At 53.3% G+C, this 20,041-nt stretch carries 17 protein-coding genes; 10 read left to right on the forward strand and 7 right to left on the reverse strand.

What is annotated here, in order from left to right:
* Nucleotides 1-56: 56 nt before the first annotated feature.
* The 5 genes from AYI96_RS00850 (at nucleotide 57) to AYI96_RS00870 (ending at nucleotide 7,709) form a co-directional block, all read left to right on the forward strand.
* Nucleotides 57-830, forward strand: a complete 774-nt coding sequence (locus AYI96_RS00850; protein WP_144360800.1) for a TSUP family transporter — start codon at nucleotides 57-59, stop codon at nucleotides 828-830.
* Between the two features lie 124 nt (nucleotides 831-954).
* Nucleotides 955-2,097, forward strand: a complete 1,143-nt coding sequence (locus tag AYI96_RS00855) for an exonuclease SbcCD subunit D (RefSeq protein ID WP_039033429.1) — start codon at nucleotides 955-957, stop codon at nucleotides 2,095-2,097.
* Entirely contained in the window at nucleotides 2,094-5,276 is a 3,183-nt protein-coding gene (locus tag AYI96_RS00860; RefSeq protein ID WP_144360801.1) for an AAA family ATPase, read from the forward strand. Before AYI96_RS00855 ends, AYI96_RS00860 begins: the two co-directional genes overlap by 4 nt.
* A gap of 171 nt (nucleotides 5,277-5,447) precedes the next feature.
* Nucleotides 5,448-6,731 carry a peptidoglycan DD-metalloendopeptidase family protein gene (locus AYI96_RS00865; protein WP_071475987.1) on the forward strand — a complete coding sequence of 428 codons (1,284 nt, stop codon included), beginning with the start codon at nucleotides 5,448-5,450 and terminating at the stop codon, nucleotides 6,729-6,731.
* 126 nt (nucleotides 6,732-6,857) lie between these two features.
* A complete protein-coding gene (locus AYI96_RS00870; RefSeq protein WP_039033427.1) occupies nucleotides 6,858-7,709 on the forward strand; it encodes a tetratricopeptide repeat protein in 852 nt (283 codons plus the stop codon).
* A gap of 37 nt (nucleotides 7,710-7,746) precedes the next feature.
* On the opposite strand, the gene AYI96_RS00875 is transcribed toward AYI96_RS00870, so the two are convergent.
* The 3 genes from AYI96_RS00875 to AYI96_RS00885 all read right to left on the reverse strand — a co-directional run bounded on the left by AYI96_RS00875 (nucleotide 7,747) and on the right by AYI96_RS00885 (nucleotide 10,298).
* Nucleotides 7,747-8,157, reverse strand: coding sequence for a hypothetical protein (locus AYI96_RS00875; RefSeq protein ID WP_071475882.1), 411 nt, complete (start codon nucleotides 8,155-8,157; stop codon nucleotides 7,747-7,749).
* Between the two features lie 390 nt (nucleotides 8,158-8,547).
* A complete protein-coding gene (locus tag AYI96_RS00880; protein ID WP_144360802.1) occupies nucleotides 8,548-9,465 on the reverse strand; it encodes a M14 family metallocarboxypeptidase in 918 nt (305 codons plus the stop codon).
* Nucleotides 9,466-9,560: 95 nt separating this feature from the next.
* Nucleotides 9,561-10,298 carry a YciK family oxidoreductase gene (locus AYI96_RS00885; protein WP_039033424.1) on the reverse strand — a complete coding sequence of 246 codons (738 nt, stop codon included), beginning with the start codon at nucleotides 10,296-10,298 and terminating at the stop codon, nucleotides 9,561-9,563.
* A 261-nt stretch (nucleotides 10,299-10,559) separates the two neighbouring features.
* On the opposite strand from AYI96_RS00885, the gene AYI96_RS00890 reads away from it, so the two are divergent.
* The 4 genes from AYI96_RS00890 to AYI96_RS00905 all read left to right on the forward strand — a co-directional run bounded on the left by AYI96_RS00890 (nucleotide 10,560) and on the right by AYI96_RS00905 (nucleotide 15,124).
* Nucleotides 10,560-13,028 (forward strand): VolA/Pla-1 family phospholipase, encoded by a 2,469-nt coding sequence (locus tag AYI96_RS00890; RefSeq protein ID WP_144360803.1) that lies wholly within the window; start codon nucleotides 10,560-10,562, stop codon nucleotides 13,026-13,028.
* A gap of 417 nt (nucleotides 13,029-13,445) precedes the next feature.
* A complete protein-coding gene (locus AYI96_RS00895) occupies nucleotides 13,446-13,829 on the forward strand; it encodes a VOC family protein (RefSeq protein WP_144360804.1) in 384 nt (127 codons plus the stop codon).
* Nucleotides 13,830-14,056: 227 nt separating this feature from the next.
* The gene (locus AYI96_RS00900) at nucleotides 14,057-14,746 is read left to right on the forward strand and encodes a helix-turn-helix transcriptional regulator (RefSeq protein ID WP_101096752.1); all 690 of its coding nucleotides are present in this window, start codon (nucleotides 14,057-14,059) and stop codon (nucleotides 14,744-14,746) included.
* A gap of 48 nt (nucleotides 14,747-14,794) precedes the next feature.
* The gene (locus AYI96_RS00905) at nucleotides 14,795-15,124 is read left to right on the forward strand and encodes a hypothetical protein (protein ID WP_144360805.1); all 330 of its coding nucleotides are present in this window, start codon (nucleotides 14,795-14,797) and stop codon (nucleotides 15,122-15,124) included.
* Between the two features lie 80 nt (nucleotides 15,125-15,204).
* Here the strand turns inward: AYI96_RS00905 and AYI96_RS00910 are convergent, their stop codons facing one another.
* The 3 genes from AYI96_RS00910 to AYI96_RS00920 form a co-directional block, all read right to left on the reverse strand.
* Nucleotides 15,205-15,528 (reverse strand): hypothetical protein, encoded by a 324-nt coding sequence (locus tag AYI96_RS00910; RefSeq protein ID WP_144360806.1) that lies wholly within the window; start codon nucleotides 15,526-15,528, stop codon nucleotides 15,205-15,207.
* A gap of 107 nt (nucleotides 15,529-15,635) precedes the next feature.
* Nucleotides 15,636-17,873 (reverse strand): TonB-dependent receptor, encoded by a 2,238-nt coding sequence (locus AYI96_RS00915; RefSeq protein WP_144360807.1) that lies wholly within the window; start codon nucleotides 17,871-17,873, stop codon nucleotides 15,636-15,638.
* Between the two features lie 25 nt (nucleotides 17,874-17,898).
* Nucleotides 17,899-18,126, reverse strand: a complete 228-nt coding sequence (locus AYI96_RS00920) for a hypothetical protein (RefSeq protein ID WP_039033419.1) — start codon at nucleotides 18,124-18,126, stop codon at nucleotides 17,899-17,901.
* A gap of 278 nt (nucleotides 18,127-18,404) precedes the next feature.
* Between AYI96_RS00920 and AYI96_RS00925 the strand changes: the two genes are divergently transcribed.
* Nucleotides 18,405-18,908 (forward strand): YaiI/YqxD family protein, encoded by a 504-nt coding sequence (locus AYI96_RS00925; RefSeq protein WP_260852923.1) that lies wholly within the window; start codon nucleotides 18,405-18,407, stop codon nucleotides 18,906-18,908.
* 221 nt (nucleotides 18,909-19,129) lie between these two features.
* On the opposite strand, the gene AYI96_RS00930 is transcribed toward AYI96_RS00925, so the two are convergent.
* Nucleotides 19,130-20,023 carry a LysR substrate-binding domain-containing protein gene (locus AYI96_RS00930; RefSeq protein ID WP_144360809.1) on the reverse strand — a complete coding sequence of 298 codons (894 nt, stop codon included), beginning with the start codon at nucleotides 20,021-20,023 and terminating at the stop codon, nucleotides 19,130-19,132.
* Nucleotides 20,024-20,041: the final 18 nt, after the last annotated feature.

Genomic DNA, 20,041 nt, shown 5'->3' on the forward strand with positions numbered 1-20,041 from the left:
TGCGGGCAAACTGCGTCTAATAGCAATCCTTCAACTCAGTATTCGATAACATAAAAATGGCATTTGAACTCACTCTGCAATTGGCTACGGTTCTGTTTTTGGTTGCTCTGGTGGCGGGCTTTATTGACTCTATCGCCGGTGGCGGTGGCCTGTTGACTATTCCGGCGCTTATGTGGGCCGGACTGCCTCCGGCGACTGCGCTCGGCACCAACAAGCTACAGGCCTGTGGTGGCAGTTTCTTCGCCAGCCTCTACTTTGTCCGTAAAGGAATGGTGAATTTGGGTGAGATGAAACTGGCAATTGGCTGCGCCTTTGTCGGCGCCTCAGTCGGTACGATTTTGGTTCAGTTGATAGATGCCAGTGTGCTGGAGTTGATGCTGCCGTTTCTTATTTTGGCTATTGGTTGTTACTTCTTGTTTTCCAAAAAAATCACCGAAGATGACCGCGCCAGGGTTCTGACACCTAGGGTATTTGCCTTTACCGCCGCACTCGGGGTGGGTTTGTATGACGGCTTTTTCGGCCCGGGCACCGGCAGCTTCTTTGCCCTGGCGTTTGTGTCTTTGGCGGGGTTCGGTCTGGCCAAGGCGACGGCTCATGCCAAGGTACTGAATTTTTCCACCAATATTGCTTCGCTCATCTTTTTTGCCCTCGGTGGCAAGGTGGTGTGGCTGCTGGGGTTGGTGATGCTGGCAGGGCAGGCCGCCGGGGCGACTCTGGGCTCTCGTCTGGTGATCACCAAGGGCAGCAAGATCATCAAGCCGCTGGTGGTGGTCATGTCTCTGGTGATGAGCCTCAAGCTGCTGGCCGATCAATATCAGTGGAGTTTTTAAACCCAAATAAGACAGACGGCTGAGTGGTAAGCACTCGGTCGCAGAACCTCGGCAGGCGCATATACTATTGCATTGATTTTGCATACCATAAGGCTCACGTATTCGCCTGCAATCTTAGCGCCCAATGAAATTTATCCATACCTCGGACTGGCATATCGGTCGGCAACTGCACAACGAGTCGCTGCTGGATGAACAAGCTTATATGCTTGAGCAGATAGTGGCACTTGCCGCTGAGCATCAGGTTGATGCCCTGGTGGTTGCCGGTGACATATATGACCGTTCGATCCCGCCTGCCAGCGCGGTTGCCCTGCTGGATAAGTTCCTCAATACCTTGCTCAATGAGCATCAAATTCCTGTGCTTATGATAGCCGGCAATCACGACGGCCAGGAGCGGCTGGGGTTTGCGGCGCGGCAAATGGCCGCCAGCGGCCTTTATATTAGCGGCCCTCTGCAAGCGCAGGTTAAGCCGCTTATCCTCAAAGGCCGTGACGGCGATGCCTGTTTCTATCCCATTCCCTATGCCGAGCCGGCGCAGGTAAGGCATGTGCTGGAGGTAGATGCCGGCAGTCATCAGCAGGCGATGGCCTGCTTGCTGGAGCAGGTTCAGGCGCACGACAGCCAAGGCCTGCCCAAGGTAGTGGTGGCCCACTGTTTCCTCGATGGCGGCAATGAGTCTGAATCCGAGCGGCCCTTGAGTATCGGCGGCGCCGATAAAATCGACCCTGCACTCTTTTGCGGCTTTGACTACGCAGCGCTCGGGCATCTGCATGGCCCGCAATACAAGGGCGCCGAGCACGTGCGTTATTCGGGCTCGCCGCTGAAATATTCCTTCAGTGAACACAAACAGAAAAAATCCGTGACTCTGGTGGAGCTGAGCGCAGCTAATACCCCAAAAATCACTCTGCTACCGCTAAAACCCAGGCGGGATGTGAGGGTGATTGAAGGCCTGCTCGATGAACTGTTGCAACAGGGCGAAAAAGATCCGGGGCGGGAAGATTACCTGATGGTGCGTCTGCTCGATACCCAGGCGCTGCTGGATCCCATGGGCAAACTGCGCGGCGTCTATCCCAATGTGTTGCATCTCGAGCGCACGGGCCTGATGTCCCGGCAGCAGGGGCAGGAGATTGGCCGCGACAGAATCAAAAAAGGTGAGCTCGACATGTTCAGCGATTTTTTCAGTCAGGTGCAGGGTGAAGCCATGACAGAGGCACAGCAGCAGACCATGAGCCGTTTGATTGAAGAGTTGCACAGGGAGCAGGAACAATGAGACCGCTGATTTTGGAAATGCGCGCCTTCGGCCCCTTCGCCGATTGTCAGCGCATCGACTTTACCGAGCTGGGCGACAAGCCGCTGTTTCTGATCAATGGCCCCACAGGGGCGGGCAAGACCACGATTCTGGATGCCATCTGTTTTGCCCTGTACGGCAAAACCACAGGTAACGAGCGAGAAGGCAGCCAGATGCGCTGCGATAATGCCGATGACGGCCTGCTCACCGAAGTGTATTTCAGTTTTGAATTGGGGCAAAAACGCTACAGCATTCGTCGTTGCCCCGAGCAGCAAAGAGCCAAAAGCCGGGGCGAGGGTTTTACCCTGCAAAAGAGCGAGGCGGAACTCAAGCGGCTGATGCCCGATGGCACTGAAGAGTTGCTGGTGGCCAGTAAGGTCACGGATGCCAACGCCTGCATCGAAGAGTTGACCGGCCTGGATGTGGATCAGTTTCGCCAGGTGATGGTGCTGCCCCAGGGCAAGTTCCGCGAGCTTTTGCTGGCAGACTCCAAAGAGCGGGAAAAGATCTTCAGCCAGCTGTTTCAAACCCATATCTACCGCCGCATTGAAGAGCGCCTCAAACAGCAGGCGCTGGAAATCAAGGCAAAGGCCAGAGACTTGCAATCACGCCGCGCCGGGATTTTGGAAACCGCCGGTGTCGAGAGTCTCGAGCAGTTGACCGCGGAAATTGCCGCTCTGACCCCCTCTTTGACCGAGGCGACAGGTAACAAACAAAAAGCCAGCGAAGCCTTGGCCCAGAGTGCCAAAACGCTCGATAACGCCAAGGCGTTAACCGCCGAGTTTGAGCGCCGCAAGCTGCTACAAACCCAGCTTGATGCGCTTGAGCAGCGGCGCGCTGAAATCGAGCTGCACCAGCAGACATTGGAGAAAGCCCGCAAGGCTGAAAAGCTGCTGCCAAGCCTCAAAGAGTTGCAGTTTCGCCAGCAGGAGTGGCAGCAGGCTAAAGCCAAGGAGGCTGACTATGCCAAGCAGTTGCAGAGCGCCGAGCAGCGTCTGAAACAGGCTACAGATGACAAGGCAACACTCGCCGAGTTGGATGAGCAAGCTAATAAGCTGCGACGAGAGCTTGAACAACTCGACAAGCTGCAGCCGGCTATTAATGAGCTCAAGCAACTGACCGAGGAGCATGAGCTTGGCCTAGTGGAGCTTGGGCGCCTTGAACGGGTAGAGCAGCAGAGCCACACTGAGCTGGAACAATGGCAGCAGCAACAACAAAAGCTTAAGTCAGAGGAGAAGGAACTGTGCTCAAGCGCCGAGCGCCAAGGGCCGTTGCATCAAGCTCTGGCGGCGTTGAACACTCGCCTGGAGAAGACGAAGCAGCTCGGGCACATTAAGCAAAAATGGCAGCAAGCCCAAGCTGGCCTGCAGCAGGCCGAGGCCTATGGTCATCAATGCAAGGCTGAAAGACAGAGCGCCGAAACGGAACATCAAAGGTTGCAACTGGCCTGGCATACAGGACAGGCGGCTATTCTGGCGGCCAAGCTGCAGCCGGGGCAGCCTTGCCCCGTATGCGGCGGCTTGGATCATCCGGCACCGGCCGAGATGGCGCAGGATATTCCGGGTGAAGCCGAGCTCAATCGGGCGAGAGACGCCGAGCAGCAAGCCTCGGCAAGGCATGAGGCGGCCCGCAGTGATTATCGTCATATCAAGCGGCAAACCGAGGAGTTGCAGCTCGAGCTGCAGCGCTTGAGCGCTGAGTTACACGCCTTTATCGCCGCGGATGTTACGACAGGTGATACGGCTGATGTTAAGACTGGTGTTACAACAGAGGTTAAGGCTGACGCCGCTATGGATGCCGACTCCTATGTCAAAGCCGATCTCGCTAGTGAAATAGACAGGCTTGAGTCCCGGCGCAGGCAGCTGCTCAATGAATTGCAACAGGCCGAAGCGGCTCAAACCCGCCTCAATAACTGCAGGAAGCAATTGCAGCAGGCCGAGCAGCAAGTGGAGCAGCGACTCAAATACAGCGAGACTCAATTAAAGCAGTTGCAGCAGCTAAGAGAGCAGTTGAGTCTTGCGGGAGCCCGTAAAGACACGGCGCTTGCTGCTCTGCCCGGTGAATATCATGCTCTGGCAGCCGAGGCGGCGCTTGAACTGATGGCGCGGCAACTTGAGCAAAAGCAGAGTGAGTGGCAACAGCTTAAACAGCGACAGCAAGATATCAATCAACAGTATACCGAGGCCGTCAGCCAGCATAAGGCGCTGATGCAGGCCTTGACATCGGGCCGTGAAGACAGCGCCCGGGCCGAGCAGTTTGCCATCAAAGCGCAGCAAACGCTTGATGATGCCCTGAAGCAATCTGGATTTACTGATCGCCAAACTTTGGAACAGGCGCAGCTGGATGAAGCGCAGATGCAGGCATTGGCTGAGAAGATAGAAGTTTGGCGCACGCAGCGCTTTGAGCAGCATGCGCTGCTCAAAGCCATGGATGAGCGGCTCGCCGGACAAAGCCTGCCTGAGCTTGGGCAGCTTGAAAGCTTCTGGCAGCAACAGCAGCAGCAACTCGCCGAGGCGGAGTCTGCCTGGCAGACGCTCAACAACCGAATGCAGAGCCTTAAAGCTACAGAAGCCCAGCTCAATAAAGAAGCGCTAGCTACGCAGGCGCTGGAGCAGGAATACGCGCTTATTGGCACTCTGAGTGATGTGGCCAATGGCAACAGTCATAGCAAGGTGAGTCTGCAGCGCTTTGTGCTCAGTGTTTTGCTCGATGATGTGCTGCTCGAGGCCAGTCGCCGTTTGGCGCTGATGAGCAAAGGCCGCTACCGCTTGCTGCGCAAAGAGGACAGGGCCAAGGGCAATAAGGCCTCAGGTCTGGAGCTTGAGGTGGAAGATGCATACAGCTCCAAGGTGCGCCCTGTGGCGACACTTAGCGGCGGTGAGAGTTTTATGGCGGCCTTGTCGCTGGCGCTGGGACTCTCTGATGTGGTGCAAGCTTATGCCGGTGGTATCAAGCTCGATACCCTGTTTATTGATGAAGGTTTTGGCAGTCTGGATCAGGACTCTCTGGAACTGGCGGTTCGTACCCTGATGGATCTGCAATCCAGTGGCCGCATGATAGGGGTTATTTCCCATGTGTCGGAGATGAAAGAGCAGATAAGCTGCCGTATAGATATCAGCAAGCATGCACTGGGTAGCAGCATTCGCCTGGTTACAGCTTGATGCAAACAGGGCAAATTTGTCGGTCAAATCTGAAATCCACCCAGTAATCATGGGGTTTTGGCGAATAATACTTGTCTCAGGGACTTTTTTTGATATAAGTTTGCAGTTGGCCCCTTGAAAATAGGGGTTCCAGCTATTGGTTTTTTCAGTTTGAACTCGGTGAGGCAACAGTTGCAGACAGATAGAATATCCTGGTTGAGTATAATCCCTATGCGTTTGCAGACCTTACCATCCTTTCACAAGAAGCTGCTGCTCAGCTCTGGGTTATTGGTGGGCGCGGCGCTGCTTTGGCCCGGGACTCATGAAGTCACCCCACAACGTATTCCCTTGCATCTGGATATTGAAGCTCTGCTGCCTCAAGTCGGTACTGAGCCTTCGGTTGTTGAGTTGGCCGGTCCGAACTTTGAACGCGTGATCCAAAGTGGTGACACCCTCAGTGTATTGTTTCAAAAGGCGGGGGTTGGCCTGCAGACCATGTACAAGGTGTTGGAAGCCGATTTGGATATCTTGGCACTCGATACCCTGCAACCGGGTAACAGGATCCGTTTCTGGCTTGATGAACAGGGCAATCTGACCCAGTTGGAACTCTACTTCAACGCCGCGCATCAGGTACTGTTCAAGCGCTTCGACGATGGCGGTTATGGGGTTGAAGAGATCAACATCGAAGGCGTCTGGCAAAACCGGATTGTCAGCGGTGAGATCCAAGGTTCTTTCTATCGCTCGGCGCAGCGAGTCGGTCTGAGCGCCGCCGAAATTCAAAAAATTGAAAGCTTGTTGAAAGAAAAGCTCAATTTTGCCCGGGATCTGCGTGCCGGTGACCACTTTTCTGTGCTGATGAATGATCAGTACATAGAAGGGGAGTCGACCGGTGTCAGCCAGGTGTTGGGATTACGCATTCAAAACGGCCGCAATGAAATCACTGCGTTTCAGAGCACAGATGGCAACTTCTATGATGAGAAAGGGCGGAGTTTGGCGCGGGCCTTCCAGCGGATCCCGCTGGAGAAACGCTATAGGATCAGCTCATCATTCAACCCCAATCGCCGTCACCCGGTCACAGGGCGGGTTTCACCCCATAACGGCACCGACTTTGCCGTACCGATAGGCACCAAGGTAGTAGCACCGGGTGACGGAGTGGTGACTCTGGTGACCAATCATAGATACGCCGGTAAATATATAGTGATAGAGCATGGCAACAAATACCGTACCCGATATCTGCATCTGTCCAAACCTTTGGTGCATAAGGGCCAGAGGGTCAGTCGTGGTCAGGTTATTGCGCTTTCCGGTAATACCGGGCGTTCGACCGGGCCGCATCTGCATTATGAGTTTCATGTCAACGGGCGGCCGGTGAATGCCATGAAGGCGGATATCCCCATGGCCAGCCAACTCTCCAAAGAGCAGATGCGTGAGTTCAGTCAATTGGTCAGCACCCGTAAGATGGTGATGGATCTCGGTTAAGTTTATTAATTATTGGTTTTGCAGTAGCCAGCGCTTAACGGCGCTGGCTTTTTTTATAAGCCAATTTTACCCATCCAGACCCATTTGTTAGGGTGTGGAGAAAACCTGAGTGCAACAGGAGGAAAAATGAAGTTATGGCATGCACTGGTATTGATGTTATTGAGCCTGGCGCTGCCGGTTATGGCGGCTGAAGAGCCCCCAAAACCTTATTCGGAGCAGAGTATTTACGACAAACCCTTGATGGAGCGCTATGTGCTCGATGAGCTCAAGTCGATACGGCAAGATATGCAGTCGCTGGAAAAACGGGTCACGGTCGATATTACCGACCGAGAGTTGGCGGTGGCCGACAAGTCGATGAACTATGCCAATGTGACTGTGACCTACTTCTTTTACCTCATTGCCGCCGCTGTGTCTCTGATCGCCTTGGTGGGGTGGCAGTCACTCAAGGATATTCGCGATAAGACCCAGGAGATGGCCAACGAGAAACTGGAGGCGATTGCCGCCCAGTATGAGAAAAAGTTTCAGGAGATGGAGCGTGAGCTGAAACGAAAGAGCCGGATCATTACGGAAAACAACAAGGAAATTGAACGGATCAACGAGATACACAACCTGTGGATCCGCGCTCAACATTCGCAAACGCCGGAGCAGCGAATCGAAATCTACAACGATATTCTCAAAATACGTCCGGGCGATCTCGAAGCCTTAACCTACAAGGCCGATGCCGCCATGGAAATGGGCGAGTATCACTGGGCGATGAGCATCTGTAACCGGGTGTTGGAAGTGGATCCCAAGAACGCCAATGCGCTTTATCAGCGGGCCTGCGCCTTTACCCGCATGGGCTCGGAAGAGCAGGCGATTTCCGATCTGGAATTGGCTGTGGGTTTCAGTGCCTCACTCAGTGAGGCGGCCAAGGAGGAGAAAGACTTTGATTCCCTGCATGGCTACAAACGTTTTGACGATCTGATCAGCGACGACTGACAGTAATGTCGGGCAATTATCTAGTCCTGCGGAAGGGTTAACCTGCCTGCTGTAGCCGCTGTTGATACTTAAGGGCGCAGCGGCACAGTTTGCCCTTGAGTGCCGGGCAGCCGCCGCAGGGGGATTTCTTAAAGGGGCGCAGCGCAAAGCTCATGCTGCCGGTCTGGGGTTTTAGGCTGTGAAGTTGTCCGAGTTCGACAGAAGCTTGATTGGCGGCAATCCAGGTGCCGGCTCGGTTTTGCAGCTCTGCCTTGAGCAGTTTCTTTTGCGGTTTTTTGAGCTTCTTTTGCCGGGAGAGTTCAGTGGGCAGTTGCTGCTCTAATGCACTAACCAAGCCTTTGCCAAGGCGTTTGCGGCTGGACTTGCCGAGTGCGGGTTGCGTCTTTTTCAACGCCTTCTTGGCCTGCTTATGGCATATCTTGGAAATATGCTTGCTTATCTTGGGCATAAACCACTCCACATCTAATTGGTATCGTCTGCTAAAACAGAAAAGCGCTGTCATATGCCGACCTGGTTAATCGCAGCATTCAATGACGGCCTGAAAAGTCAGAGTAAAAAAGCAAAGTCGATACCTGGAACTGAAAGTGATTTTAAATGAAAACTATTATCAGTCAATAAAAGTTTGTTAATAAACAGAACTCTCCTGTGGTTACTTTTATCTTCAATGAGGGTTTGATAGACGGTTGAAACAGATGACCCGGCAAATGCCGGGTCATAGTTATTCTATCTGACGGGTTATTTGACCTGACAGGTTGAATATCAGATGCAGCGCTGTTTTAGGTTTACTCTTGGGCGAGAGTCACTTCATTCCTGCAAGAGGGGACCGGAGCCGAAAACCCTAACCTTGAATTCGTTTTAGATAATCCAATGCGCCACAAACCGCAGCTACCTGGGCGGCATTGCACTGTTCATCGCTTGCCTGCGGGCTGTCGGGGTAGACTTCCGTGGTGCAGGTGTATGGGGCATTGGTAACCGAGGCACATAAACCAAGTTGCTTGAGCGGATAACGGATAACGCCGTGGTCGACCACAGGAGAGCCGATGATCTTGCCGTCTTTGTCGGCCGGAGCGATATGGGTCACTTTGGCAACAGCTTGGATAATGGCTCGTTGGAACTCAGGTTGCGGCATGACTTCATCATCTACCACATAAAAACCGTCCGGGATCTCGCCGGGAGCTATGATTTTGCCATCGCGGGCCGCCAGCGCCGGGCGAAACTCGGTTTCATCCGTGTCTGTGGTTTCATGCAGATCGATATGAGCCAGGAAAGGGGCGCCGTGGCTAGCAACCAGAGCCATCAATGCGGCAGACTCTTCTGCCGGGCTGGGTTCAAAGAAGGAACGGTTGGGATCGATAGCCAAGGGATTCCAACGGTTGATGACTTCGTATCCCCAAGGGCTGACACAGGGGACGACCAGGAGGTTGAAATCCGCTTGATAACGTTCGGCTTCCTGCTCAAGAAACTGCAGCGCACCTTGAACGCCACTGGTTTCATAACCGTGGATCCCGCCAGTGACCAATACCCAGGGCTTATTTGCCTGTGGTGATTTACTCTGCAGGGCGAGCAGGGGATAACGTTCCGGGTCATAACTTAAGGCGCCGTACCGGCGGCATTCAAAAGCTGTCTTGAGGGCATAGATCTTGTCGAGCACCTGTTCACTGTAGCTGCGTTTAATGCTTTGGGTGGCGCGCCAGGCGGATTTTTCGGCATCCCCCCAGGGAGTACCTGGAGTGCCTATAGGGTATTCTTGACTCATGGATTGCCTCCTTATTTCTTTTATAAAACGTGTATGAATGGCGTATGAATAGCAAAACGCAGCCCATTGGACTGCGTTTATTCTTGAGGAAAATATTACTGGGCGTTAAAGGCCTGACCGTTTTCCTGCAGGCTGTCGTCGCCCATCAGATACAGATAAACGGGCATTATCTGCTCTGGCGTCTTGAGATCCAGTGGGTTCTCTGCCGGATAAGCCTTGGCGCGCATGCCGGTGCGGGTTGCTCCCGGATTGATACTGTTGGCGCGCACCTGGGTGCCTTCACATTCATGAGCCAGCACCTGCATCATGCCTTCGGTAGCAAACTTGGAGAAGGCGTATGGGCCCCAGTAAGCGCGGCCCTTACGGCCAACACTGCTGGAGGTAAAAATAATTGAGGCGTGCTCGGCCTTGCGCATCACAGGCAACAGTGCCTTGGTCATCATAACTTCGGCCACCACATTGACCTTGAGCAGATCTTCCAGTGACTGAATATCGATATGTTCAAACGGCCCCAAAGCGCCCAACAGGCTGGCATTATGCAGTAGGCCATCGAGCTTGCCGAATTGCTGCTCTATGGTTTCGGCCATGTCGCGGTAGTTTTGTTCGCTGGCGCCCTTGAGATCCAGAGGTACAATCGCTGGCGTCGGGCCACCGGCGGCTTCAATTTCATCGTAAACGGCTTCCAGCTTCTTAACCGTTTTGCCCAGCAGGATCACTGTGGCACCATGGGCGGCATAGGTCTTGGCTGCGGTTTTGCCAATGCCGTCGCCGGCACCGGTTACCAGAATCGTTTTGCCCTTGAGAAGATCTTTTGCTGCTTGATATTCCAACATGGGGAGTTATTTCCTCTTCGCGCTAAAGCCCGCCAATACTCGACTCACTACAGCGGTATACATCTGTTTAAAACAAATGACTGTTCATAGTTACTTTTCGTTGCGGTCAACTGTGACAAAAATGTAGCTAACTCAATATTTTTACGTTAACTTGAGACAGGCTGAGTACAGATTTCAGCTCCTCTGGTCACAGTGTCTGGGGTATTGTGACCAATTTCTTGGGGAAAACAAAATTATTACAACAAGATTTGGGGAAAAAAGATGAAAAGACTCATTTTGGGTGTTGCAATCACATCTGCACTTGGACTGACAGCATGTGGTGAAGACAGCTATAACGAACTTAAGGATAAGACCGAGCCGCTCATCCCTGAGTCCCATTTGGTGTTTGATCCTGCCAAAGCTGAAGTTCCCTTGCCAAACGACTTACTGCTCAATGGCACCACAGACGGTACCTTGAATATTCCCGGGGAAGCCTCCGGTGACTATACCAATCCGCAGTTGGCGCTGGGTGCGCTGGATGGTTGGTCAACTACCCAGCCGATAACCATAGATATTGAACCTTCCAAAGACAACAGCGGCAATACTCTGAGCCTGCTGGCATCTTCCGTGGCCCAGCCGGGAGCGGTGAGAATGTTTGAAGCCGTCAGCGGCGGCCCGCTTTCATCCAAAGCCGAGTGCCAGACCAAGCCTTCGGTTTCTGCCTGTGAAGTGGGTGAAGAGCTGGTTTGGGGTGAAGACTTCATCACTCAAGCGTCCGGCAACAAGATAGTTATTGTTCCACTGAAGCCGCTTAAGCCAGCTCAGTCCTATATTTACGCCACCACTAAACTCATCATGGATTCGGCTGGGCGCCCGATAGCGCCTTCCTATACCTATGGTTTGTTGAAACTGGATATCGACACAGCGCCGCTGGAAACCGCCGATCAATTGATGCTGCAAACTCTGGTAAACAGTTATGAGAAGGGCATGGCATCGGCTCACGGCGTTGACAAGGAAAGCATTACCTATTCAGGCCTGTTTACCACCCAGTCGGTGGCCGATGTTTATGAAACGACCAAGCTGCTGATGTTGCAACCCGGCTCACCCTATGCTCCCAAGTGGCTGCAAACTCCGACTCCCGCGGGTTATACAGTGGCGATGGCAGCTGGGCTCAGCCCTGCTGATGGCATAGCCTATGCGTTGGCGGATTTGGCCGATGTCTACACTGCGGCTATTGAAGTGCCGGTTTACGGTACTTGTTCATCGGCGAGCTGTGATGGCATTAACGGTTACTGGCAGGCCCAGGGCGACAGCCCGGTATCTGTGTTGCTGGCGTTGCAGGCCGGCACTCTGAGCCAGGAGAAGTTTGCCGCCCAGGCGATGGCGTACAATATAGATCCCGCCGCAGCACTGGCCAACCCTTCACTGCTGGCAGGCAAAGCGTGGAAGCTGGATGATGGCAGTGCAGTCGATAAGACTAAGCACCTAACCCGTTTTAATCCTATTCCGGCTATTCGCAACTACGAAACTGTGCCTGTGCTGATCTCCATGCCCAACGCCACTAAGCTTGCGGCGTTTTATGCCAGCCAGGGCTTGCCTTTTACGCCACCAACCAGTGGCTGGCCCACCACGATAGCGCTGCATGGTTTGGGTGGCGGCAAAGAGATGTCGCTGGCCTATGCTGGCAGTTATGCCGCAGCCGGTGTGGCTACGGTGGCCATAGATATGCCGCTGCACGGTGCCCGTTCATTTGATGCCAATGGTGACGGCATCTATGAAGTCTCGGCCTCAGGTGCGGCCTATGGCAAGGTTGTCGGTAAGCCGGATGCCTTCCAAAATGGCAATCCGCTGGTATTTGTCAATATAGAAAGCACGCTGTCGGTAAGGGATAACTTCCGTCAGGCGACCATGGATCATCTGGCGCTTAGAGTCGCGATAACAGGTATGTCGGCGCAACTTATCGAAATGGGCGCGCCTCAGGTTTTTGACAATAACCAGATAACCGCTCAGGGGCTTAGCCTTGGCGCCATTGTCGGCACCAACTTCGCGACCTATGCCAGCACAGGTTTGAAAGACCCTGCATCCGGCACAGCCTTGCCCAACTACTATGGCATCAAGGGCGCATCTTTGGTGGCGCCGAGCGGCGGCCTGGCGGGCTCTTTCGCCGGTTCTGCCACCTTTGCACCTTTGTTGTTTGCCAATGTGACGGCTTCCGATACCTTCAAGGCCTTGGTGAATGCGGCCAATAAACAAGGATATCAGCCGGGCTCGGCCGAATATGAAGCTCTGGTTCAGGAGGTATACGCCGAATTTATCCCTACCTTTGCCTTTGCGGTGCAAACCGGGATAGAGTCAGCCGATCCTATCAACCAGACTGCCATGCTCAAGGCCACGGGTTTGCCGGTTCATCTGGTGGAAATCGTCGGTGATGGCGCTGGTAACAAGGGCGATCAGGTTCTGCCTGGTACTGTCGCGGGCTTCCCGCTGTCCGGCACTGAGCCTTTGATTGCGACTCTGGGGCTTAACTGCGTCGATCAGACCAGCGCTGGTGGCGGCGCCGTACGCTTTGCCAAGGGGCACCACAGCTCGCTCATCGACCCATCTGAAGTTCCGGGCGTGACTGATGGCATGGCGGCTCAGGCGACAGCAGAAATGCAGTCTCAGGTGTCTATTTTTGCCTCTTCTGCCGGTAAAGATGGTGCCAGCATTTTGGTAACAAACCCAGCAGTCTTGCAAGGTTGTGGCGGTTGAAACGTTATTTGGTGCAAGTTTCGCCATGAGCAGACGCAGCACTTGAAGTCGCCAAGTCATGGCAAATGATTTCGAAAAGCACTAAAAAATCCGATGACGATGAGTCATCGGATTTTTTTATGTGAAGTTTGATTGTCGTTCAGTGTTTAATTCGTATCAGGGAGATAACTTCATCAGTCATCAAAGTATGACTTAAGCTCAGAAATATGATGAACGCACTGACAAGCGCCATATTGTGGGGGAAGACAACCTCAGTCGATAGCTACATAAAAGTTTACTCGTATCTTCAGATCAAACTACTGACAACAGGTTGTCAGCAGCATAGGTGCATACTTGCTGTTGCCCCGATAGCCAAGTGTGTAAGGGCGCTGGAGGATGAGCCTCCTGTGATAATTGAATCAAGATGGAGAAGAGAAAATGTCAACAGAAATTCCTTTGGTCTGGAGTGAGATCCCGGTTGCCGATATGGCCCGTGCCAAGCATTTTTATCAAGAGGTTTTGGGGCTGCATTGCAACGAAGATCCTATGCCTGATTGCGAGTATGTCAGTGTCAGCCGTACCAGTAGCGATAGTGCGTGTTTAGGTTTGATCAAACACCCACAGATGGCACCTTCATTGACGGCCTCAGTGGTTTATCTCAATCTGGGTGACAGGCTGAGTACCACAATAGGCAAACTGGAAGCACAAGGGGTGCAGATCCTGTTGCCGCCCATGGCTATCAAGGAAGGTGAATGTGGTTATTGCGCTCAAATAGCCGACTCTGAAGGCAACCGACTTGGCTTGTGGGCTATGCAGCTGTAAGCTCAGCGCAATTATCCTTATCGGGACCGACGCATTGTCGGTCTTTGTATGGCGTCACCCCACTTTGCATCGAAGTTTACTCATTCTGCGAGGATGAAAAGATGGCGAGGCAAATAGGGCAATGGAAGTTTTGTCTGGCTACATCGACATAGGCCAGTGTCGGATGCGTAGTTTTTCTATTCGCACTTCGGTGGTAAATCAAACATTTATAAGGAATGGTATAAGTCATGCGCCGTGCTGATCGTTTGTTTCAGATAGTGCAGATACTGCGTCATCGCCGCTTGACCACGGCGGCCGTATTGGCTGAGCGCTTGGAAGTGTCGGTCAGAACCATCTATCGGGATATTCAGGATCTCTGTCTCAGCGGGATCCCCATCGAAGGGGAGGCGGGACTGGGCTATCTGCTGCGTCAAGAGGTGAGTGTACCACCCTTGATGTTCAACGAGGCTGAACTGGAAGCGATCCAACTGGGGATCCGTATGGTGCAGACCTGGGGCGGTAATGAACTTGGCAAGGCCGCCAAACAGGCGCTTATCAAGGTAGAAGCTGTGGTGCCGGAGCGTTTACGTGCGTTGCAGAGTTTGATGTTTTCACCGGATTTCTACCTTGATCAACAAGATTTTGTCTACCTGGATCCGTTACGTATTGCCGCCAGGCTACGCCATTTTGTGCTGCTCGACTATCAGGATGTCAAAGGCAGTGCCAGTCAGCGCAAGATAAGGCCGCTGGCGATCTACTTTTGGCGCGGCACCTGGACTTTGCTGGCCTGGTGCGAACTGAGAGAAGATTTTCGCTCCTTTCGGGTGGACCGTATTGTTAATCTGTCACAGCTGGCGGAGCGTTTTCCTATCACCCCGGGGCAAGAGATGGAAGATTTTGTTCGCCTTATGGAAGCCGACTATCAAAACCAGGTGTAAAGCCAAGATTAACCCTTATAAATGACGCGGCATCTAATAGTTCTTGATATGTCGGCATTATCTTTTTTGCTCCCAGAATGCTGGATTCCTATGATTAAAGCCTGCTGGCGCAATAATCCATTCCCGGGAGTTTACCGAGTCATTGCCCTGAGTTCGTTTATCACCCCAGGGTATTTATCTTTCCGCCCTGGTAAGCCATTTAAAGCCAATGATATAGAAAGTAAGCAGGACTTCAGTGAGACGGTGGCGAGTTATCATGAGATGCAAAAAGCCCATGAGGCTTTCGGTGATGAGTTAATTGAAGTGCCCAAATGGTCGGTTGCGAAGAGAGCCGGTTTCATTTTGCTCAAGGTGAGCGAGGCACTGCAAACGCCTTAAGCCGTCGCTCACATTTTCTTCGTTACTTTCTGTTTCTCAGCCATTCAACCAGAGGTTACGGTTTAATCCCCGGGCTGAACCTACCAAACGCTCAGTTTGAATATTGCCAAAATCACAGCAGAGGTCAGCAGTCCAAGACCGCCCAAAACACAAACCACTTTTTCCGGGTAGCGTGAACCCAGTTCGGGAAAGAGGATGGCGCCCAGGCTGAAGCTTGGGATCATCTCGTACAGTAACCCCATTCTCTGGTTGCTTGCCGGTGCAAATGGCGGCAGGTAGAAGTAACAGAGCAGATAAATAGCCAAAGTGACAATCGCGAGCCATTCATAGCCCAGAAAGGGCTCATCGGCCTTGAGCAGACGGCGCAGCAGGATAATCATAATCGCCGCGATTAAAAGTAGCATGACACTTCCCTGTAAATAAATTGGCCGCCAAAAACTAAGGGATCAGAGCTGAGCTGACAAGCGCAAAAGAGAAAAAGCGCCGCAGGGGCGACGCTTTTTGAGGCTATTTACCAGCTCAGGTGGTAATTGATGGCAAAAGTGCGGCCACGGCCGTGATAGTCAAACATCTTCTCCGGGCCGTAAGTCGGGCTGTAGAAGTAAGCGGCTCGCTGGCCCCAAAGGGTGCTGTAGTCCTTATCAAGCAGGTTTTCGATGCCATAGCTCAGGTTGCCGACCGCCAGTTCGATGGAGCCGAGCAGATCCAAAGTGGTATAGCTGCCTAACTCACTTCTCTGGCCATCATTTGCCTTGAAGCGATAGTCAGAGTCGGCGCTGAAGCTGTGCTCGGCCTGCAATCTTAACTGCTGGCTGTCACCGTGCCAGGCGATAAAGGCCGTGGCTTTGGAAGGTGAAGCATAGGTGACTGTCTCATCAATCCAGTCGGAGCCATTTTTGATTTCACTGCGAACCAGATGCAGGTTGCTGCCCACCTGCCAGGCGCTGCTGATATCGAAGTTCAGCTGGGCTTCCAGGCCATAGGTGCGTTTATCCTTGTCCTTGACTTCTATGGTCAGATCGCTGCGATTGACCTCAATCACCTTATCCGAGATGGCGTAATACAGACTGGCCTGGGCCTGCCAACGGTCGGCCAGATAGCGCCAGCCCAGTTCAAAGGAGTCTGTTTTGATGCCATCGAGGCGGGAATCATTGATATTGATGCTGTTGGTCAGTTGCAGATAACCATCGGCATCGGCCTGATAGCTGCCGCGACCATAGTATTTGGACAGATCCGGCAGCTCAAAGCCTTGCGAGTAGGCGAGCCACAGTTGTTGATCCCGGCTCAGTTTAGCCACCAAGCCCAGGTTAACCAGGCCGACATGGTAGTCTGTGCTGCCGCCCTTGATAATATCGGCGCCCGGCGCCTTACCCTGGGCAATCGCCACCTGTTGGTTATAGCCGATAAAGTCATCGACACTGTTGTCCATCTGCTGATAACGATAACCTGCGTTGAGCACCAGATAGTCGTTGATATCCCAGCTGCCCTGCAGGAAGGCTGCGATGGACTCGACACTGAAGTCGACATACCGGCCTGTGGTGAACAGCTCCTTCATGGTCAAACCGCCACTCTGGTTGGCGGCGTCGAGATCAAAACTCATCTGATCCGAGTCGAAGCTCTCCTTGTCCCAGTCGATGCCCCAGGTGAGTTTGAGGCTGTCGCTGGGTCTGGATTCCAACACAGCTTTCAGGCCATAAATGCCGGTGTTTTGTGATGAGGCCGAGAAGTTGTAAACCCCGAGGGTTTCACTGACATAAGGGAAGGGGTGAAAGTCGAGATCTTCCTTGCGGTAAAAGCCTTGCAGGTACAAGGTTTGGCCGAGAAAGTCAGCCTGGGTATAGCTGAGGTTCAGTAAGGTACGATCGGTTTTGGGACTGCGATCGGCATTCAATCCCTTGCGGCTTTCAAGCTGGGAAGCATCTGAGGTGACGCCGCTGAAGTTTTCCCCCATATAGAGGCCGTGGTCGCCATCGGACTCATTGTTGTAAAACTGCACCAGGGCACTGAGGGTGGCATTGTTTGGCAGGCTCCAATCCAGGTTGGCCATCAGATCATAACCTTGGGTGTACTGCATGCCGGTTTGGGTGATATCCGGCATCACCTGATCGCCGCTGCCGTCGAACCACTGGCCATTTTCCTGCCAGGCGGCACTGAAACGTCCCTTGAGGGTATCGCTGCCACCGGCCACGGCAAAGGCAGTGCGGTAATCCAAGTCATCACTGCCGTTAAAACCCGATTTGAAACCTGCCTCGGCTTCAAAGGTATCCAGGCTGTCGGCGGCTTTTTTGGTCACTATATTGATAGCGCCGCCCAAAGCACCGCCGCCATAGAGGGCCGAGGCGCCGGCCAAGACTTCAATGCGGGCGATGTTAAAGGGATCTATGCTGTCCAGCTGGCGGCTGATCCCCCTGGAGGTGTTCATGGATACGCCGTCTATCAGCACCACCATGGCACGGCCGCGCATGTTCTGACCAAAGTTGGTCCGGCCCTGGCTGGATACGTCCATGGAGGGAACCAGGGCGGCCAGCATCTCTTTCACGCCTTTGCCGCTGTTTATCTGCTCACGGATGCTGTTTTCATCAATTAACCAAACTGTGCCGGAGAGCTCACTTATCTGGGTCGGGGTACGGTTGGCACTGACTACCATACGCTCCATCTGGGCTTCTTCGGCCAAGGCGGCTCCCATCAGCAGCAATTGACTGCAGACAGCAGCGGCAACAAGGCTCATCCGAGCCGTGGATTTGGGCATAACATTCTCCTATAAAAATCAGGGGTTAAATGAGGCACCAGACAGGGATCCAGCAGGCGAACACCAGGCTGAGTGTCTTCTTGCCGGGTTGGTATCCCAAGGCTAAAGACAGCACCAAGGCTGGTGCCAACAGCAGGATCAACAGCCGGGCATCCAGCCCAAAACTGGCCAATACCAGCATGATTGCCAGCAAGACCAATCCCTCACACCAAAGCAGTTGGTTACAGCGCAACAACAGCGGGGACGTTTCCATATTATTTTGCCTCCAGAATGAGGCTATATTTTAATTGCAAATAAAAATGGTTCGCAATTGAATTTACAGTGCGGGCGGGAATGGGGGTTACTTGTGAATGAGTCTCACGTTAACGCAATTCATCTTACATATATCGCTTTCACTCGCGTTCTTGAAAGATCAAACTTTTAGCCGGAATAGTATAAAATGACCCACCTAATTTCGGTGCAAGGCTAAGTCAGATATCAATATGGGGGTCTGTCTTGATGAAATGCCTTGCTGTCATAGAAGGAGTGTCAGTGCAGCAGAATAATCCTTATCAGGCCTCTTGTCCGGCGCAAATCTGGGTTGATGCCGATGCCTGCCCGGTTGTGGTCCGCGAGATGTTGGTGCGGGCGGCAGCGCGTACCGGCATCAATGTCACTTTTGTCGCCAATCAGGCACTCAGGATCACAGGCGCAGCCAGTGTCAAAACCTTACAGGTGCCCAAGGGATTTGATGTGGCCGATAACGAAATCGTGCGCCTGTGTCACGCCGGTGATTTGGTGATCAGCAATGATATTCCGCTGGCGGCCGAAGTGATAGACAAGGGCGCCAAGGCGCTCAATAGCCGTGGTGAGCTGCTGAATCGAGACAATGTGCGTGCCCGCCTCAATATGCGGGATTTTCTCGATACCCTGCGTGCCAGCGGTATAGATACCGGCGGCAGTCCCAAGTTGAGCCAGGCAGATAGACAGGCCTTTGCTAATGAGCTGGATAAATATCTGCTGCACTGGCAGCGCGCTAAGACGCGTCAGGGCTAAGCCTGCCAAGTAATAGTTCGCTCAGAGAATCAAAAGCCTGGAAACTTGAAAGCTCAGCGATTCGAAAGTTCAGCGATTCGAAAACATAGTGGCACGCAAGTTTCGCGGCTATGCAGGATTCAGAGCCTACGCAGAATTCGTTTCCGATTTAAGATTTGGCTGCAGCTCAAGACCTGTCACCCATTCAAGACTTAACGCTCCATTCAAGACTGGGCATCCACTCAAGACTCGGCCAGATCCGGCGCCTCCGGCAGCGCCTGCTGCAAAAAGTCCAAGAGCAGGCTGACCTTGGGCGACAGATGGCGGTTCTGTGGGTATAAGGCCCAAATCCCCTCAGGCGCCGCCTGGTAAGCCTCGAGCACTGATACTAGGGCACCGCTGGCGAGATCCTCGCCGACATAATAATCGGGCAGTTGCACCAGCCCGAGCCCTTTGCGGGCGGCATCCAATAACCCAGGGCCAGAATTACACACCAAGCGGCCACTCAAACGCCATTGACGTTCCTGGCCCAGCTCGATAAAACGCCAGTAAGGGTGGTTACCCAGCAAACATTGATGCCGGTGCAGCTCGCCCAGAGTGTGGGGCACGCCGTGGTTGGCCAGATACTCCGGGCTGGCACAGACATAATTGCGGCGACTGCCAAGACGCCGCGCCATCAAGCTGGAATCCGCCAGCTTACCCAGTCGAATCGCCAAATCATAACCGCCATCAATCAGATCCAGCGTCTTGTTGTTGAGATCCAGTTGCAGATCCAGCTTGGGGTGCAGGCAGAGAAAGTCATTCAGCAGCGGCAGAATAAACTGCTCGCCGTAAGTGACCGGCGCCGTCACCCGCAGCAAGCCCTGCGGGGTTTGTTTCAAACTGCCAAGGGCGCGTTCGGCTTCTTCTATACCATCTTGCAGCAAGCGGCAGTGGCGATAATAAAGCTGACCCTCTTCACTGAGCGACACCTTGCGGGTAGTGCGATAGAAGAGTTTGCTTGCCAGGCGTTTCTCCAGCGCGGCGATTTGGCGGCTTATCTGCGCCACAGACAAGTTGAGTCGCTCGGCGGCGCGGGTAAAGCTCTGGCTCTCGGCCACGGCGATAAATTCGCTGATCCCTTCCCAGTGGTTCATTATTACTTCTCAGTAAAA

The sequence above is a fragment of the Shewanella sp. MSW genome (genome assembly GCF_007636515.1).
Lineage (GTDB): Bacteria > Pseudomonadota > Gammaproteobacteria > Enterobacterales > Shewanellaceae > Shewanella > Shewanella indica.